Origin of the sequence: Streptosporangium saharense, assembly GCF_014203715.1 — a bacterium.
Classification (GTDB): domain Bacteria; phylum Actinomycetota; class Actinomycetes; order Streptosporangiales; family Streptosporangiaceae; genus Streptosporangium; species Streptosporangium saharense.
The window spans coordinates 58,531-75,548 of the sequence record NZ_JACHJP010000006.1 but is presented as its reverse complement, the minus strand read 5'-3'; the positions used below and the strand labels follow the sequence as shown (position 1 = coordinate 75,548).

At 71.1% G+C, this 17,018-nt stretch carries 16 protein-coding genes; 4 read left to right on the top strand and 12 right to left on the bottom strand.

Translation table 11 applies throughout. The features are described 5' to 3' along the window. Positions 1-19 precede the first annotated feature (19 nt). Complete coding sequence (locus FHS44_RS25940; RefSeq protein WP_184719138.1) at positions 20-766, bottom strand: GntR family transcriptional regulator; 747 nt, start codon at positions 764-766, stop codon at positions 20-22. Positions 767-1,363: 597 nt separating this feature from the next. Here FHS44_RS25940 and FHS44_RS25935 point away from each other — a divergent pair. The 4 genes from FHS44_RS25935 to FHS44_RS25920 all read left to right on the top strand — a co-directional run bounded on the left by FHS44_RS25935 (position 1,364) and on the right by FHS44_RS25920 (position 4,877). After that, entirely contained in the window at positions 1,364-2,512 is a 1,149-nt protein-coding gene (locus FHS44_RS25935; RefSeq protein WP_184719136.1) for a sensor histidine kinase, read from the top strand. Beyond that, a complete protein-coding gene (locus FHS44_RS25930) occupies positions 2,509-3,162 on the top strand; it encodes a response regulator transcription factor (RefSeq protein ID WP_184719134.1) in 654 nt (217 codons plus the stop codon). The genes FHS44_RS25935 and FHS44_RS25930 overlap by 4 nt, the downstream gene beginning before the upstream one ends. 81 nt (positions 3,163-3,243) lie before the next feature. Then, positions 3,244-4,134, top strand: a complete 891-nt coding sequence (locus FHS44_RS25925) for an ATP-binding cassette domain-containing protein (protein WP_184719132.1) — start codon at positions 3,244-3,246, stop codon at positions 4,132-4,134. Continuing rightward, positions 4,131-4,877 carry an ABC transporter permease gene (locus FHS44_RS25920; protein ID WP_184719124.1) on the top strand — a complete coding sequence of 249 codons (747 nt, stop codon included), beginning with the start codon at positions 4,131-4,133 and terminating at the stop codon, positions 4,875-4,877. The genes FHS44_RS25925 and FHS44_RS25920 overlap by 4 nt, the downstream gene beginning before the upstream one ends. A 51-nt stretch (positions 4,878-4,928) precedes the next feature. On the opposite strand, the gene FHS44_RS25915 is transcribed toward FHS44_RS25920, so the two are convergent. The 11 genes from FHS44_RS25915 to FHS44_RS25865 form a co-directional block, all read right to left on the bottom strand. Continuing rightward, on the bottom strand, positions 4,929-7,496 hold the full coding sequence (locus tag FHS44_RS25915) for a glycosyl hydrolase family 18 protein (RefSeq protein WP_184719122.1): 2,568 nt from the start codon (positions 7,494-7,496) through the stop codon (positions 4,929-4,931). 183 nt (positions 7,497-7,679) lie between these two features. Continuing rightward, on the bottom strand, positions 7,680-9,122 hold the full coding sequence (locus FHS44_RS25910; RefSeq protein ID WP_221461325.1) for an MFS transporter: 1,443 nt from the start codon (positions 9,120-9,122) through the stop codon (positions 7,680-7,682). A gap of 39 nt (positions 9,123-9,161) precedes the next feature. Then, positions 9,162-9,857 (bottom strand): GntR family transcriptional regulator, encoded by a 696-nt coding sequence (locus FHS44_RS25905; RefSeq protein ID WP_184719120.1) that lies wholly within the window; start codon positions 9,855-9,857, stop codon positions 9,162-9,164. A 63-nt stretch (positions 9,858-9,920) separates the two neighbouring features. After that, complete coding sequence (locus FHS44_RS25900) at positions 9,921-10,481, bottom strand: YceI family protein (protein WP_184719118.1); 561 nt, start codon at positions 10,479-10,481, stop codon at positions 9,921-9,923. Further along, entirely contained in the window at positions 10,478-11,329 is an 852-nt protein-coding gene (locus FHS44_RS25895; protein ID WP_184719116.1) for a sulfurtransferase, read from the bottom strand. The genes FHS44_RS25900 and FHS44_RS25895 overlap by 4 nt, the downstream gene beginning before the upstream one ends. Continuing rightward, the gene (locus FHS44_RS25890; protein WP_184719114.1) at positions 11,314-12,114 is read right to left on the bottom strand and encodes an MBL fold metallo-hydrolase; all 801 of its coding nucleotides are present in this window, start codon (positions 12,112-12,114) and stop codon (positions 11,314-11,316) included. Before FHS44_RS25890 ends, FHS44_RS25895 begins: the two co-directional genes overlap by 16 nt. Then, positions 12,111-13,508: an amidohydrolase family protein gene (locus FHS44_RS25885; RefSeq protein ID WP_184719112.1), complete on the bottom strand. Its 1,398-nt coding sequence runs from the start codon at positions 13,506-13,508 to the stop codon at positions 12,111-12,113. Before FHS44_RS25885 ends, FHS44_RS25890 begins: the two co-directional genes overlap by 4 nt. Beyond that, positions 13,492-14,271 (bottom strand): ABC transporter ATP-binding protein, encoded by a 780-nt coding sequence (locus FHS44_RS25880; protein ID WP_184719103.1) that lies wholly within the window; start codon positions 14,269-14,271, stop codon positions 13,492-13,494. The genes FHS44_RS25885 and FHS44_RS25880 overlap by 17 nt, the downstream gene beginning before the upstream one ends. Beyond that, positions 14,268-15,014 carry an ABC transporter permease gene (locus FHS44_RS25875; protein WP_184719102.1) on the bottom strand — a complete coding sequence of 249 codons (747 nt, stop codon included), beginning with the start codon at positions 15,012-15,014 and terminating at the stop codon, positions 14,268-14,270. Before FHS44_RS25875 ends, FHS44_RS25880 begins: the two co-directional genes overlap by 4 nt. After that, positions 15,011-15,766: an ABC transporter permease gene (locus tag FHS44_RS25870; RefSeq protein WP_184719100.1), complete on the bottom strand. Its 756-nt coding sequence runs from the start codon at positions 15,764-15,766 to the stop codon at positions 15,011-15,013. The genes FHS44_RS25875 and FHS44_RS25870 overlap by 4 nt, the downstream gene beginning before the upstream one ends. Next, on the bottom strand, positions 15,763-16,878 hold the full coding sequence (locus tag FHS44_RS25865) for an ABC transporter substrate-binding protein (protein WP_184719098.1): 1,116 nt from the start codon (positions 16,876-16,878) through the stop codon (positions 15,763-15,765). The genes FHS44_RS25870 and FHS44_RS25865 overlap by 4 nt, the downstream gene beginning before the upstream one ends. Positions 16,879-17,018 lie beyond the last annotated feature (140 nt).

Genomic DNA, 17,018 nt, shown 5'->3' with positions numbered 1-17,018 from the left:
CCGGGCGGTCACAAGGATGTCAGCGGCTTTCCAGCTCGTACCTGATCAGGTGCTTGTCCGCGGGAAGCACGGAGACGGCGACACGGACGGGCGTGTCGTTCTCGTCGTAGCCGACCCTGATGTAGACGACGACGGGCGTGCCCGACTGGAGCTGCAGACGGTGGGTCTCCGAGGTGTTGGGCATCCTGGCCCAGATGTCGTCGACCATGCGCACCTGAGGGTGGCCGAGCTCGGCGAGCACCCTGTTGGCGCCGCGCGTGATGTCGCCGGGACGGGCGATCTCGGAGTCGGCGACCAGGGAGAGCGGAAAGTAGGAGTCGTTGGTGTTGTACGGCTGGCCGTCCACGAAGCGCAGCCTGCGACGGACCACGGCGAACTCGTCGTCGGCCAGCTCCAGCCTGCTGGCGATCTCCTCGGCGGGATGCACGATCGCGACCTCGATGTGCTGGCTCGGCACGCGGCCCTCCTGGGAGACCGCCCAGGCGAAGGCCTCCCTGGTCTCCTCGGGCTGCGGCTGGAGCTCGCGCTGGGGGTGGATGAGCAGCGGCCTGCGCTCCCTGACCACGGTCCCCCGGCGGGGAGTGCGGGTGATCAGACCCTCGTTGACCAGCTCACCAAGGGCGAGCCGGACGGTGTTGCGGCTCACCTGGTGGATGTTCATGAGTTCGACCTCGGTCGGCAGCTGATCACCCGGTCGGAGCGCACCGGAGTAGATGGCCCTCCGGAGTTCGGAGGCCACCAGCTGATACAGCGTTGACCGCGGCATTAAGTCCCCTTTGTGCCAACAAAACTAGACGATTTGGTTTTACCGGGGAACAGCCTCTTGACCCAACCTCTCGTTACCCGCATCATCCAATCGTTGGTACAAATCCATCGAAAGGTCGGCAAGGGGGGTGAACGCCGGTGTCATCGGTCCGCGTGGGCGCGCCACGCCCGTCCCGGCGCGACCTCGGTGGGTCAACGCGTTCACTGCGCTACGCGTCGCCCCGCCACGGATTCCCCCACACCTACCAGAGCGACGGGAACGGCACGCGAGTGCTTTCGGTACCGACAGATCTGACCCTTTGGTGGATAAACATGGTTTTTGTCCGAAATGAGAATGGCGGTCCCCGCCCTCTCCTTCGGTGCCACCGGGGTCCGTTCTTCGGCGACATCCCCTCCGGGGAGGCGCGGGTCCCTCAGGTCCGTGTCTCCCCTGTCACCGGCCCCCGGCGCGGGTAACCGGTTCGAGGACCCCAACCCTCGCCGGGGTCCTCGCACCGCCGCGCCGGGCAGGAGCGCGTCCTGGCGGGTCCCCCACGCCCGCCAGGACGCGTCTCCACTCCCCCGCCCACCCGGTGGATCGGGCGTTTAGGATCGCCTCATGCGGTCGGGGCAGAAGATCGGACTGCTCCTGAGTCGTCCCCGGGTCCTCGACGTGACGCTGGTCGTGCTCCTCTGCCTGCCCTCGCTGATCGCCCTGCCCCTCACGCTGGGGTACGGCGACGCGCGCACGGCAGCGGGAGCGGGCCTCTTCCTGCTCGCCGTCCCGCCCCTGCTGGCCCGGCGCCGCCACCCGGTCCCGGTCGCCGTCGCGGCCGCCGCGATCGACATCCTCGGGCGCCTGACGGTCACCACCTCCGTCTCGCTCATCGCGACGATCGCCCTGTACGGCCTCGGCCGCCACGCCGCGACCAGGAGGGCGCTGCTCGCCACGCTCGGCCCGATGACACTCGCCTACGCCGCCGTGTCGGTCGCGACGGGCATGTCCCTCCTCGGTGCCCTCTTCCCCCCGGTCGTCACCGGCGCCGGGCTGCTGATGCGGTCGAGGGCGGAGGCGCGCGACCTCAGGCAGGACATGCGCACCGAGGAGGCGGTCCAGGCGGAACGCCGCCGCATCGCCCGCGAACTGCACGACGTCGTGGCCCACCACATCACCGTGGTCAGCGCGCTGGTCGGCGGGGCGAGGGTGAGCCTGCCCGCGGGGACGTCCGCGGCCGGTTCTGAGGCCGGTTCTGGGGCCGGTTCTGAGGCCGCGGAGGCGCTGCTGGCCGCCGAGCGCAGCGCCAGGCAGGCCCTCACCGAGATGCGGCACCTGCTGAGGGTGCTGCGGGCCGACGGCACAGAAAGCGGGGGCGGGGAGGCCACGGGCGTGGGCACGGTCGAGCTTCCCGCCCTGGTCGAGCAGGCGGGCGCGGCCGGGCCGCCCGCCGAGCTGGTGGTCGAGGGCGAGCCGGTGCCCCTGCCCGCCGCGGTCGACAGGGCGGTGTACCGCATCGTGCAGGAGGCCCTCACCAACACGCGCAAGCACGCCCCCGGGTCGCGTTCCAGCGTGCGGATCAGCTACGGAAGCCAGGAGGTCGAGGTCGAGGTGCTGGACGACGGGGCCGTGGGGGCCGTGGCCGTCCCGGCCTCCCCCGGTGGCTTCGGCCTGGTGGGGATGGCCGAGCGGGTCGCGCTGTGCGGGGGAAGCCTGGACACGGGGCCGGGTCCCGGCGGCGGCTTCCGGGTCCACGCGAGGCTGCCGCTGTGATCACCGTGCTGCTGGCCGACGACCACGCCCTGGTCAGGACCGGATACCGCCTCATGCTGAACGCCCAGCCCGGCGTCACCGTGGTCGGCGAGGCCGCCGACGGCCTTGAGGCCGTGGCCCGCTGCCACGAGCTGCGGCCCGACATCGTGATCATGGACCTGCACATGCCCAGGCTGGACGGGATCGCCGCGACCGAACGCGTCACCGCGGAGCTGCCGGAGACCAGGGTGCTCGTGCTGAGCACCTTCGACCTCGACGAGAACGTGGTGGCCGCGCTCAGGGCCGGGGCCAACGGCTTCCTGCCCAAGGACGTCTCCCCGGAGGAGCTGGTCGAGGCGGTCAGGACCGTGCACGAGGGCACGGCGGCCGTCGCGCCGCGCCTGCTCCTCGGCCTCATCCGCACCCACGTCAGGGGCGACCTCGCCCGGCACGCCCGGGCCCCGCTCGACGGGCTCACCGCCAGGGAGACGGAGGTGCTGGTGCTCATCGGCAGGGGCCGCTCGAACGCCGAGATCGCCGAGGCGCTCGCGATCTCGCCGAGCACCGTGAAGAACCACGTCACGGCGCTGTTCGCCAAGATCGACGTGCGGGACCGGGCGCAGGCCGTGATCGTCGCCTACGAGCGGGGCCTGGTCCGACCGGGAGAGTAGGACCCGGCTCCCATCCCGGGCCGCCGCGAACGGTTCCCCGGCAGGAGGTGACGGCCTCCCCCGCCCGGGAGCCTTGAAGACATGACAGCGATACGGGCCATCGGCCTCACCAAGGAGTACGGCGCCGCCACGGCCGTCTCGGGACTGTCCTTCGACGTCAGACCCGGTCTGGTGACCGGGTTCCTGGGGCCCAACGGGGCGGGAAAATCAACCACGATGCGGATGGTCCTCGGCCTCGACCGGCCGACCTCGGGGACCGTGACCGTGGGCGGCGTGCCGTACGCCGAACTCAGGCATCCGCTGCGCAGGGTCGGCGCGCTGCTGGACGCCAAGGCCGTGCACGGCGGGCGCAGTGCCAGGAACCACCTGCTGACCATCGCCCAGAGCAACGCGATCCCCGCCTCCCGCGTCGAGGAGGTGCTGGAGACCGTCGGGCTCGGCGCGGTGGCCGGGCGGCGGATCGGGAGGTTCTCGCTGGGCATGTCGCAGCGGCTCGGGATCGCCGCCGCGCTGCTCGGGGATCCGGAGATCCTGCTGTTCGACGAGCCGGTCAACGGGCTCGACCCCGACGGGATCCTGTGGATCCGCACGCTGATGCGCGGCCTGGCCGCCGAGGGGCGCACCGTCTTCGTCTCCAGCCACCTCATGAGCGAGATGGCCCAGACGGCCGACCATCTCATCGTCGTCGGAAGGGGGGAGCTGATCGCCGACACCGGGGTCGAGGAGTTCATCGGGCGTAGTTCGCAGGGATATGTCCGGGTGCGCTCGCCGTACCTGGCGGAGGTGGCCGAGGTGCTGCCCGGGGCGGAGGTCCATGAGGACCACCTGCGCGTCACGGGACGCACGCCGCTTGAGGTCGGGACCCTCGTCGCCGCGCGGGGGCTGGCGGTCGAGGAGCTGAGCCTCGTCAGGCCGACCCTGGAGGCCGCCTACATGGAACTGACCAGGGACAGTCTGGAGTACTCCTCATGATCGACGTGATGCGGTCCGAGTGGACCAAGATGCGCTCGGTGCGCTCGACGGTGTGGACCCTCGGCTCCGTGCCGGTGCTGATGGTCGCGCTCGCCGTGGTCGGGGCGCTGGCGACGGTCGGGGCGGGGGACGCGGGGCGCCTGGCGGACCCGGTCTCGACCAGTCTGCGGGGCATCGTGCTGGCGTCGCTGGTGACGGCGACGCTGGGGGTGATCGCCATCAGCGGCGAGTACCGCACGGGCGCGATCCGCACCTCCCTGGTCGCGGTGCCCGGCAGGCTGAGGTTCCTGGCCGCCAAGGCCGTGGTGCTCACCGCTGTCACGCTCGTCGTGGGCGTGGCGTCCGCCTTCGCGGCCTTCCTCGCCGGGCGGATCGCGTTCGCCGGGCGGGCGGGCGAGGTCTCCCTGGCCGATCCCGGCGTGTCGCGGGCCGTCTTCGGCGCCGGGCTCTACCTCGCCGCGAGCGGACTGTTCGGGCTGGCGCTCGGCGTGCTCGTCAGGCACACCCCGGGGGCGATCGTGACGGTCTGCGCGCTGCTCATGGTGCTGCCGACGCTGGTCGCGCTGGTGCCGGGCGAGCTGGGAAGGCGGCTGCTGGAGTTCACCGCGTCCAACGCGGGCAGCCAGGTCGCCGTGGTCCACCCGACCGGCATGGGGCCCTGGACCGGCTTCGCCGTCTATCTGGCCTGGGTCGCGCTCCCGCTGGCCGCCGGTGCCGTACTGCTCGGGCGCCGTGACGCGTGAAACGGGCTGTCCTCGCGGCGTCGCAGGTCGCGGGGACAGCCCGTTCTTGGGTTACCTCAGTCCCGCGTCCACGGCGTTGGTCAGGGTGCCGGGGTCACCGGACATCTCCCAGATCATCACGCCGAGCAGGTTCTTGCTGCGGAGCCATGCTGTCTTCTTCGCGATCGTCCACGTGTCGTCGAAGGTCCACCACTGGCCTCCGTTGCCCGTGTAGCAGTAGGTCGCGACCGACTGCTCGTCGTGCTTGATGGTGCAGCCGGGAACGCTGGCCAGCAGGTTGCTGTACCCGCGGGTACCGGCCTCGTCCTGGAACTGTCCGGGGGCGGCGCCGGTCGCCGACTGCCACTCACCGGACTTGCCGCCGTCGGCGACCCCCTGCCAGCCACGCCCGTAGTAGGCGAGACCGATGGCGATCTTGCGGGGGTTCACACCCGCCTGCAGGTAGGCGTTGACGGCGTTCTCCACGCTGAAGTGGAAGTTGTACGGGTCGTCGTTGTCGGCGTACAGGTTGGCCTGGTGGCCCGCCCTGTTCGGCTCCCACGAGTTGTCACTGCCCGAGCCGTGGAAGTCGTAGCCCTGGACGTTGAAGATGTCCAGCGACTTGGCGACCTCCGGCAGGTCCCAGCCGGCCTCGATCTTGGCGGGGTCGGCGGGGGTGAAGGCGGTGAGCTGGTAGCGCTTGCCCGTCTCGGTGGTCAGGGCGTCGAGCTGCTTGCGGAACTCGGCGATCAGCAGGGTGTTGTTCTGCTTGTCGTTGGCGCCGATGTGGTTGCCCGCGTGGCCCTCGGAGCCCGGCCACTCCCAGTCGAGGTCGATGCCGTCGAAGATCCCGGCAGCGCTGCCCGGGCCGCCGGCGGCGTTGTAGGTGGGCAGGTTGCCCTTGATGTAGGTGTCGATGCAGGAGGCGACGAACTTCTTCCTGGCGGCGTCGGTGGCGGCCACGTCGGAGAAGTACTTGGAGTAGGTCCAACCGCCGAGGGAGATCAGGATCTTGAGGTTGGGGTACTTCGCCTTGAGCTTCTTGAGCTGGTTGAAGTTGCCGCGCAGCTTCTCCCAGCCGGTGTCGGCCACGCCGTCGACCGACTGGCCGGCGCTCATCGGCCTGCCGTAGTCGGCGTCGGCGTCACCGGAGCCGTCACCCTGGCTCGGGTCCTGCGGGTTGCCCGTGGTGCCCTTGGTCACGCCCTGCAGACAGGTCAGGTTGACCGGGTCGATGTTGCCGAAGGCGTAGTTGAGGTGGGTCAGCTTCGCCGCGACACCGGTGGTGTCGAGGTTGCGGACGAAGTACTGACGGCCGTAGATGCCCCACTGCACGAAGTAGCCGACCCGGGCGTAGCCACTGCCGATGATGTCGTCGGTGGTGACCTTGACCGCGTTGCTGGCCTCGGAGACGTTGTCGTAGGTGTCGCGGGCCTTGACCGTGAAGGTGTACTCGGTGGACGGCGACAGGCCGCTCACCGTGGCCGTGGTCGTGGTCGAGGTGGTCAGCAGGGTCGAGCCGCTGTAGATCTCGTAGTTCGCGACTTCCTTGTTGTCCGTCGAGGCGCCCCAGGTGAGGGTCACGGTCGAGGAGGACTTGGCCGTGCTGCGCAGGTTGGTGGGCGCGGTGGGGGGCTGGGTGTCGTCACCGGAGTTGTTGGTGGTGACCTTCAGCGCGGTGCTGGCCGGGGAGAGAGTGCCCTTCCTGTCCTTGGTCTTGACGGTGAAGGTGTACTCGGTGTTCGGGGTCAGGCCCGAGACGGTCGCGGTGGTGCCGGTGACCGTGGTGGCCAGGTCGCTGCCCTTGTAGACCTGGTAGCCGACGATGGGCAGGCTGCCCGGGGTGGCGGCGTCCCAGGCGAGGGAGACGGTCTTGGTGGTCTTGACCGGCGAGCGCAGGTTGCCGGGGGCGGCGGGCGGGGTGTCGGCGGCGCCGTCACACCTGACGTCGTTGATGCGGCAGTTGTCCGGCTCGGCGGAGGCGCTGCTGAGCGTGAAGGTCGGGCTGTAGGGCTCGGTCGAGCCGTGGGCCGCGACGTTGGTGTTGTAGTGGGCCGGGCTCAGCGTGACCGACCGGCCACTCTGGCTGATCGAGCCGTTGTCGGCGGAGCTGGCGGTGACACCGGCGGGCAGGTCGAAGGTGATCGTCCAGCCGTTGAGGGCGGCGTCGGTGTTGTTGTTGACCACGAACTTGCCACGCGTCCCGCTGGCCGAGTAGGTCGCGGTGACGGGCGCGTCCGGCGGGGGCGGGTCGCCGCTGCCGTCACAGTTGGCGTTGTTGATGGTGCACTTGGTCGGCTGGACCGCCGAGCTGAGGGTGAAGGTCGGGCTGTAGGGCTCGGTGTTGCCATTCGCCTTCACGGTGTTGATGTAGAAGGCGGGAGTCAGCTTCACCTTGGTGCCGGTCTGCGAGATCGTCGCGTTCTGGGCGTTGCTCGCGGTCACCCCCGAGGGAAGCTCGAAGGCGATCGACCAACCGGTCACAGCGGTGCTGTTGGGGTTGCTCACCACGAACTTGCCCTGGTTGCCGGTGAGGGTGAAGGCGGCTGTCAGGCGGGCGGCTGCATGGGCGGGGATCGACAACGCGGCCATCGCGGCCGCCATGGCGAACACCACCAGCACAGAAGCTAATCGGCGCATGTGGATGCTCTTTCCTTTAGGAAAGTTTCCTAATAATTATGCGGATCGTAACCCTGACCCCCGGGGTCTACAAGACCCAAAACGCTTGTAAAAACGACGGGAGGCGACCCCTTAACGGAGCCGCCTCCTGTCTTGTCCCTGCTCACGGGAGCCGCCCCGCGGAGTGGAACGCTCCCGTACGGCTCAGCGGTTCTGCCCGCTCCCCTCGACGCTTTCCGTGGCGCTTTCCCGCAGTGGCTGTTTTCCGCGCGGCATCACGAGTACGGCCAGCACGCCGAGCACCGCGACGACAGTCATCGCCAGGAAGACGTTGTGTACGGCGAAGGCCAGCGCGGCCCTGGCCCCCTGCGCCTGCCGGTGGCCGTCGAGCGCGGCGGCGACGTCGTCGACCGTGCCCACCGCGCCCGACGACAGCAGCGAGAGGTTCGCGACCGCCGCGAAGACCGCGGTGCCGATCGCGCTGCCCGCGCTGCGGAAGAACACCACCCCGCCCGTGACGACGCCGCGCCGCTCCCAGCCGACCACGGACTGGGCGCCGACCAGGCAGGAGACCGAGACGAGGCCGAGGCCGGAGCCGTTGACGAACGCGCACAGGCCCGCGTAGACGACCGGCGAGGCCGGGCTCAGCAGCGCGAACATCACCGCCGAGACGACGATGAGCGTCAGCCCCGCCAGGGCCGTGGCGCGGAAGCCGTACCTCAGGTAGAGGCGGTCGGCAGAGGCGGCGGCCAGCGGCCAGCCGATGGACTGGGTGGCCAGCGCGAACCCCGCGGCGACCGCGCCGACCCCGAGCACCCCCTGGGCGTAGGTGGGCAGGTAGAGGGAGGGGGCGATCAGCACCACGCCGACGACCGCGCTGCCGAGGAAGGAGCCGAGGAGCATCCGGTCACGCCAGACCCACGGCGGCACGATCGGCTCGGCCGCGTGCCGCTCCCAGCGCAGGAAGGCGACAAGCAGCGCCAGACCGGGCACGACCAGCCACCAGAGCATCTCCTGGAGCCCGATCATCACGGTGACGACACCCGCCGACAGCAGGGCGGTGCCGACCAGGTCGAGGCGGTGCGGACGGCGCTCGACCGACTCGCGCAGGAACACCGTGACCATCGCCAGCGCGGCCACCCCGACCGGGAGGTTCAGCAGGAAGACCCAGCGCCACAGCCCGAACTCCGACAGCAGGCCGCCGAGGGCCGGACCGAGCAGCGCCGAGCCTCCCCACACCGTGGACATCAGCGCCGAGATGCGTCCCCGCTGGGCCAGCGGGTACAGGTCGCCCGCGATCGTCTGGGTGATCGGCAGGATCGCGCCCGCCCCGACCCCCTGCAGCGCCCGCGCCGCGATGAGGACGTGCATGCTCGGCGCCAGGCCCGCCAGCAGCGACCCGGCCAGGAAGGTCGCCGCGCCCACGAGCAGCATGGGCTTGCGCCCGTAGACGTCGGCGAGCCCGCCGTAGATCGGGGTGCACACCGCCTGGGCCAGCATGTAGACCGCGATCACCCAGGGGAAGAGGGAGAAGGCCCCCAGGTCGTGCACGATCGCCGGGACCGCGGTGGCCACGATCGTGGCGTCCATCGCGGCCAGAGCCGTGCTGAGCATGAGCCCGGCCACCACCGGTCCCCGTCGTGTCACTGTGGTGTCACCGTCGCGTCGCCGCCCTTCGCCGTGGTGTCATGTGCCGTCCCCGTCGGCCAGGGCCTCGATGACCCTGCGGCGGTACTCGTCCAGGTAGCCGCGCAGCGTCCGCTCCGCGCCGTCCGCGTCGCCCCGCGCCGCGAGCCTGGCCAGCTCGCGGTGGTAGCGCAGCCCGTGGGCCACGTGCCTGCCGACCAGGTAGCGGTTGACGACGTTGCGCAGGTCCTCGATGATCCCGATCGCGAACGGGTTGTCCTCGGCGTCGTAGAGCTCCCGGTAGAAGGCGGTCCGCTGCTCGTGCAGCGTGCCCCTCTCGTGGGGACCGTCGAGCAGCTCGCCCAGCTCCCGCAGGCGGGCCGCCCTGGCTGAGGTCATCCGCGCGATGGAGGCCCGCAGCGCGTGCACCTCGACCAGCTCCCGAAGCTGGTAGATCTCCCTGACCTGCTCGACGGTGAGCGTGCGCACCACCGCGCCCCGGTGCGGGTGGAAGGAGACCAGTCCCTCGGACTCCAACTGCATCAGGGCCGTGCGCACCGGGATGCGCGAGACCCCGATGCGCTCGGCGAGGTCCTCCTGCCGCAGGTGCTCGCCGGGGGCGAGCAGCCCGGTGATGATGCCCTCGCGGATCACCGCGTAGGACAGCTCACCCGCGGTACGGGTCCCGGCCGCGACCCTGCCGACGATGTCGGCGAGGGAGGTCCTGCCATCGGACCCGTCGGGCTCAGGCCCCACCGGCACCTCCCCTTCCCGACGGCCGTGATCCTCTTTCCCTATCAGATGCGGACGAACCCCGCCTCACAGGACGTGCCTCGCGGTTCCCTCGGGAAGCGCCTCGACGAGGATCTCGATGTCGATCCTGCTGCCGATGGCCAGTCCCCCGGCTTCGAGCACCCGGTTGAAGGTGACGCCGAAGTCCTCCCTGTCGAGCGAGCCGGTGGCGCTGAAGGCCACCAGCGGGACCCCGCCGTCGGCGTGCGTGCCGAGGTAGCGCGCGTCGAGCTCGACCGGACGGGTGACCCCGCGCACGGTCAGCTCCCCCTCGATGACGAAGGCGCCGTCCTCGCCGGGCCGTACCGCACGGGAGGTGTAGGTGATCGTGGGGAAGTTCTCCGCGTCGAGGAAGTCGGGCGAGCGCAGGTGGTCGTCACGGCGGGCGACACCGCTGCTGACGTTGGCCGAGGCGACGCTGACCGAGAGCCGCGACTCCCGCGGCGGGTCGGCCACCTCGAAGGTGCCGGTGACCCCGTCGAAGCGGCCCCGCACCCTGGCGACGACGAGATGCTGGACGGTGAACTCCAGGCTGGTGTGCCTGGGGTCGATCTCCCAGACCCCCACGGGGGGTGTGGCCGTGGTCATCGTGACTCCCTCTCGATCGGTGATCCGACGATGCTGCCCCACTCGGTCCACGAGCCGTCGTAGACGCGGACGTGGTCCCAGCCGAGCAGCTCGTGCATGGTGAACCAGAGCAGGCTGGCCCGGTGGCCGAGCCTGCAGTAGGCGACGACCTGCCGGACCTGGTCCGGCGCGGCCCCCGCGGCGCGGAAGACGCGCTCAAGCTCCTCGGGCGGCCTGATGACGAACCGCTCGTCGAGCAGGTCCCTGAAGAAAAGGTTGACGGCGCCGGGGATGCGGCCGTGCCGTTCGGCGCCGTGGTCGAAGCCCGCGCCCGGCTTGACCCGTTCCCCGCGATACTCCTCGGGGTAGCGGCCGTCGAGCAGCAGGGTGTCCGGCGAGCCGACCAGCCCGAGCAGCTCGTCACGGCCGATCCTGCTGGCGTCGTCCCGGCTCTCACGCACCGGCTCGTACGGCACCGCCGTCACCTCGGGCACCTCGACGCTCAGCTCGTAACCGGCGCGGGTCCAGGCGCCCCTGCCCCCGTTGAGCACCCGCACGTCGGCGTGGCCGTTGAGCGTCCTGAAGACCCAGTAGCCGTAGACGGCGAACTGGCCGCGCCCGCTGTAGAGCACGAGCGTGGTGTCCGGGCCGACGCCGAGGCCGCCGAGGATCTCCGCCGCCTGGGCCGGGGTGACGAACTCGCGCTCGTCCCGGTCCCAGTACAGGTCCTTCCAGAAGACGTGCCTGGCGCCGGGAATGTGCCCGGCGGAGTACTCGTCGATGTCGGGCTCGTACTGCACCTCGACGACCACGGTCTTCGGGTCGTCGAGGCGGTCGGCGAGCCATCGGGGATCTACAAGGGCAGCCATGCGCGCCGCCCCTCCTTCCTGGTCACGTATCCGAGGCCCGGGTGGGGGAAGTGGCCGAGCCCGACGAGGGTCCGGTCCTCCTCGACCCTGGCGAGGGTTTTCTCCCGGGTGGCCACGGCGAGCTCGGGATCGAGGTCGAAGCGCTGGACCCAGCCGGTCTCGTCGAGCACGACGGGGTGGTGGGCGAGGTCGCCGAGCAGGAACGCGTCACGGTCGCCGACCACGTAGCCGGTGTGTCCCGGCGTGTGGCCGGGCAGCGCGACGGCCCGCAGCGAGGGGGTGACCCGGTGCCCGTCGTCGATGAGTTCGAGCACGCCCAGGTCGTCGAGGGGCATTGCCTGCTGGACGATGTTGGGGTGCTTCTGCTCCAGGGCGCGGTAGTGCTCCCAGTCGGCGCGCGGCACCAGGTATCTGGCGTTGCCGAAGCGGGGGCGCACCGGCTCCTCCAGGATGAGGTTCCAGCCGACGTGGTCGGGGTGCAGGTGGGTGAAGACCACCAGATCGACGTCGTCGGGGGTGACGCCCGCCTCGGCCAGCTCGGTCAGCAGGGCGGGCGGCGCGTTCAGCCCGCCGGGCGGCCCGAGGTAGGGTCCCCAGCCGGTGTCCACGAGGACGACCTTGGAGTCGGCCAGCACCAGATAGCCGCCGAAGCCGAGCGGCCGCTCGTCCTGTCCCTCCCACGCCTCGGCGGGCACGTCGGGGAAGTGCCACTCCCGGTTCAGCGGGTGCTCCCCGTCCCGCAGCGCGACGATCTCCACCGCGCCCGCCTTCACCCTGACGGTCATGCCGCTCCCCCCTCGCTCTTCCGGTACGGCCCCGGCCACGCGAAGCCCGCCCGCGCGCACAGCTCCCGCAGCGCCAGGTCCGCCTCGGCCACCAGAGCTGCCTCGTCCACCCCGGTCAGCCGTCCGCCGCTCTTGAGGACGCGCCCGTCGACGAGGACCGTGTCCACGTCCGCGGGCTGCGCCGAGTGCACGACGGCGACCGCGGGGTCGGCGACCGGCGCCAGGTTCAGGCGGTCGGTGCGGATCAGCACGAGGTCGGCGCGTTTGCCGGGTGTGAGGGAGCCGGTGGTCCCGGCGAGTCCCAGGGCGCGTGCCCCCTCGATCGTCGCGGCGCGCAGGATGTCGCGCGGGGTGACCGCCTCGGCGTCGCCCGCCTCGACGTTGGCCAGGCCGAGGGCGACCCGCATCGCCTGGAACGGGTCGGCGGCGGCCGCGATGGCGGTGGTGTCCAGGGAGAGGCTGACCCCGACCCCGGCCTCGCGCAGGCGGACCAGCGGGGGCAGGCCCATGGCGAGGCGCAGTTCCGACAGCGGGCTGACGGTGACGGGAATGCCGTGCTCGGCGACCCTGGCCAGGTCCGCCTCCGGCAGGTGCAGGCAGTGGGCGAGCAGCAGGTCGGAGCCGAGCAGCCCGTCGGCGTCGAGCAGCGCGACCTGGTGGATGCGCTCGACCTCGGCCCTGGTGCCCGCGCAGTGCATGGCCAGCGGCAGCCCGAGGTCACGGGCCTGGCGGAACTCGGCGAGGTAGACCTCCCTTGCCGAGCGGGCCGGGCCGCGCACGTTCACCCCGACGGAGATCAGCGGGTCGGCGGCGTACTCGTCGCGCAGCCGTCTGACGTCGGCGAAGTCCATGGCCTCGTCGAAGCCCTTGCCCCGGTCGCCCATCAGGCGCCGCATCTCCTCTGCCGACATCGAGGGGTGCGCGGAGGGGGCGCCGTAGGAGTAGTGGGCGCGCAGGCCGAGTTCGCGCAGCGCGCGCAGGTCGGCGTCGGCGTGCTCGGGGCCGAGCACGTTGTGCGCCCAGTCGTGGACGGTCGTGACGCCCGCCGCGATGCCCTCCGCCGCCGCGAGTCGTACCCCGAGATGGGTGTCCTGGGGGGTGAAGTACGGCGCGAGCCTGCCCTTGCGGGCGAACCAGCCGTTCCTGGGGCCGTCGCCGACCACCCCGCGCAGCAGGGTCCCCCACAGGTGCCAGTGGGGGTCCACGAACCCGGGGATGGCGATCATGCCGGTGGCGTCGAGCACGCGTGCGCCCGGCGCGTCCAGGCCGGGGCCGATGGCGACGATCTGCCCGTCGCGTACCTCGATGTCGGTGTTGTCCAGGTCGCCGAGCTGGTCGTCGGCGGTGAGCGCGCTCACCCCCCTGACGATCAGGTGGTCACTCGGAGAAGGCATGGGTGTCCCCCTTGAGCAGGCGCCAGATGTCGTGGCGCAGGTCGGTGAAACGGGAGTCTCCGCGCACGGTGTGCTCCTGGCGCGGGTGGGCGAAGGGCACCTCGAACTCGGCGGCGATCCGGCCGGGCCTGGCGGACAGGACCGCGACCCGCTGGGACAGGAACAGCGCCTCGTCCACGCTGTGGGTGACGAAGACGACGGTCTTGCCGGTCAGCTCCCAGATGCGCAGCAGCTCGATCTGCATCAGCTCGCGGGTCTGGGCGTCCAGCGCGCCGAAGGGCTCGTCCATCAGCAGGATGTCGGGGTCCACGGCCAGTGCCCTGGCGATGCCGACCCGCTGCTGCATGCCGCCGGACAGCTCGTGCGGGTGGTGGCGTTCGAAGTCGGACAGGCCGACCATCTCGATGTATCTCCTGGCGGTCGCCTCCCGTTCGGCCCTGGAGGAGACGACGCCTTCGAGGGGGAAGACGACGTTGCCGAGCACGGTCCGCCACGGCAGCAGCCGGAAGTCCTGGAAGACGAAGGCCCTGTCCCGTCCCGGGCCGGTGATCGGGACGCCGCCGACCCTGATCTCTCCCTCGGTGACGGGGATCAGCCCGTCGAGGCACTTGAGCAGTGTCGTCTTGCCGCATCCGCTCGGCCCGAGCAGGCTGACGAATCCCCCGGAGGGGACGCTGAGCCGTATCCCGGACAGGGCGTCTGTGCGTTTGCCTCCCTTGCCGGTGTAGGACTTGCCGACGTCGTCGACCTCGATCGCGGTCACGTGGACACCTCCGGGCGCCAGGCGGACAGTCTGCGGCCGGCCCAGCCGACCAGGGTGGTGAGCAGGGCGCCGACGGCCAGCGCGACGAGCGCGACGGCGAACACCTCGTCGGCGTCGAGACGGGCGCGGGCGTCGCCGATCAGGGTCCCGAGACCGGGATGGCCCACGAGGAACTGCCCGACGACGACCGCCATCAGCGCGCGCTGCACGCTGATGCGCAGCCCCGCCACGACGTACGGCAGGGCGCCGGGCAGCACGACCCGCAGCAGGAGGCGGTGCCCGGAGACCTGGTAGGCACGGGCCAGCTCGCCGTAGGCCCGCATGCTCTCCCTGGTGCCGGTCGCGGCGGGGAAGACCATCGTGATCGCGGTGGCCAGCACGACGGTCGCCAGCAGGAACCCCTCGCCGATGCCGAACCAGATGACCATCAACGGCACCATGGCGATCAGCGGCACGGAGTACAGGGCCACGAGGTAGGGCTCGAAGGCCACCGCGAGCAGCCGGTAGCGGCCGATCAGGAACCCGGTCAGCGTCCCGAGCGTCACGGCCACCGTCCAGCCCGCGAGCAGCGTGGCCACGGTCCCGGCGACCAGGGGAAGCAGGTCCCCCTCGCGGGCGAGCCGTACCAGCTCGGTGGCGACCAGGGTCGGCGAGGAGGTGAAGTCGGGCCGGAAGGTGCCCGCGAGCTGCCATCCGGCCAGCGCGAGCGCGACCCCGGCCAGGGATCGCGGGGAGGGGGTCATCGTGTCACCTGCCAGGGGGTGAGCCGGGCTTCGAGGCGCCGCAGCCCGACGTTGACGGCCAGGCCGACGACCATGACGGACAGCAGGGCGGCGACGAGCTCCGCGGTGCGCAGGGCCGCGCCGAGGTTGTAGATCAGCCCGCCGATGCCGCTGGTCTCCAGGAAGAACCCGGCGAGCACCACCCCGACCAGCGCGTGCAGCAGTCCGAGCCGCAACCCGGTCAGCACGTACGGCCTGGCGGCGGGCAGGACCACGGTCCGCAGCGTCCGCCAGGTGGGCACGCCGTAGGCGCGGGCCAGCTCCAGATAGGAGCGCTCCATGCCGCGCACGCCGTCGCGGACGGTGAAGAAGACCTCGAAGAAGCCGAACGCCAGGATCAGCACGATCTTCGCGAGGTCCTGCAGGCCGAACCACAGGGCGATGAGCGGCACCAGCGCGATCCTCGGGGTGAGGAAGAGGGCGCCGAGCAGCGGGGAGAGCAGTTGGTCGAGCGGGCGGTACCAGCCCAGGAGCAGTCCGAGCCCGACGCCCGCGACCGAGGCGAGCGCCATGGCCACGGCCACCTGGGTCACGGTCTGTCCCCAGGCCAGGGCGAGTTCCCCGCCGGTGAGCAGGTCCCGCGCGGCGGCGCCGACCCGGACCGGGGTGGGCAGGATCGCCGCGGGCAGCCGCTGCGCGACCTGCTGCCAGACCAGCAGCAGGAGGGCGAGGGCGGCGATCCTGACCGCCCAGTCGCGGGCCGGGGCCGTCACCTGGCGCCGAGGAAGGCGACCGCGGCCTTCTGGTAGTCGAAGGTGACCAGGTCGGCGCAGGTGTAGGCGTTCTTGACGACGCCGAACTCCTTGGAGGTGGCCAGGGTGTAGTCGCACATCTGCTGGTCGAGGCTGCCGTTGACGGGCCAGTCGTCGAGTTCGGTGACCAGGGTGCGGTAGTTGTTCTCCGCGGCCTCGGCGGAGAGCCCGTCGATCTTGGACTGGGCCAGCGCGAGCCAGCCCGCCCTGTCGTCGTGGGTCCACCGGTCGGCCTTGATCTCGGCGACGGCCAGGGCGAGCGCGAGGTCCGGGTTGGCGTCGAGCCAGGAGCGGCTGACGGCCCACACGTCGTTGAGCTGCGGGTTGGCCTCCCAGCCCTTGCAGAGCACGGTGTAGGCGCCGGGCTTGGCCAGGTCGAGGTCGGCCTGCCTGAAGGTCGCCGACATGCCACCCTCGATCTTGCCCGCCTCCAGCGACTCGACGATCTGCCCGATGTTGGACAGGTGCAGAAGCTGGACGTCCTTGGTGACGTCCAGGCCCGCCTTGTCGAAGCACTTCGAGGCGGTCTGTCCCACGATCGAGGTGAGGTTCTGGGAGACCGCGAAGGGCTTGCCCTTGAGGTCGGCGAGGCTGGCGGCGGGGCTGCGGCCCGCGACGAGGAAGGCGTTCTTCTGGTCGTTGCCCGCGATCGCCACCAGGTCGGCGCCCGCCTCCTTGGCCGCGGCCAGGCCGCCGAGGGAGACGTGGCCGATCTGCACCTGTCCGCCGATCAGGGCGGCGTTGAGCGGGGTCGAGTCCATCAGCCGGAAGTCGGCCGTGACGCCGAAGTCGCTCTCCAGCAGTTCGAGGACCTTGTACAGGCCGGTGAGAGTGGGGTTGGGGAAGGCGGCGCTGGCGATGGAGATCCGCTTGCCCTGCACCTTGGCCCGCAGCTCCTCGATGGAGGCGGGCGGCTTGACCGGGTCCTGCTGTGCCTTCTGGGCCGCGCTCGCGGTCCCTTCCGAGGCGGGGGACGCGGGCCCGGCGCCCGCGTTGTCCGCGCAGCCCGCGAGCAGCAGGGCGGTCAGGGCCAGTACGGCGCCGCGCGTCGGGCGATGGGCTCTGCGCCGCATCGGTACCTCCGGGGGTTCGAGGTCTTCCGTGATTGGATACGACGACGCCGACACTGGCTCGCCGCACTTACCCACTAAACCAGTAGGGAAAGTACGATTACGATGCCACACATCTCTTGATGATCGCAAATAGGACCAAA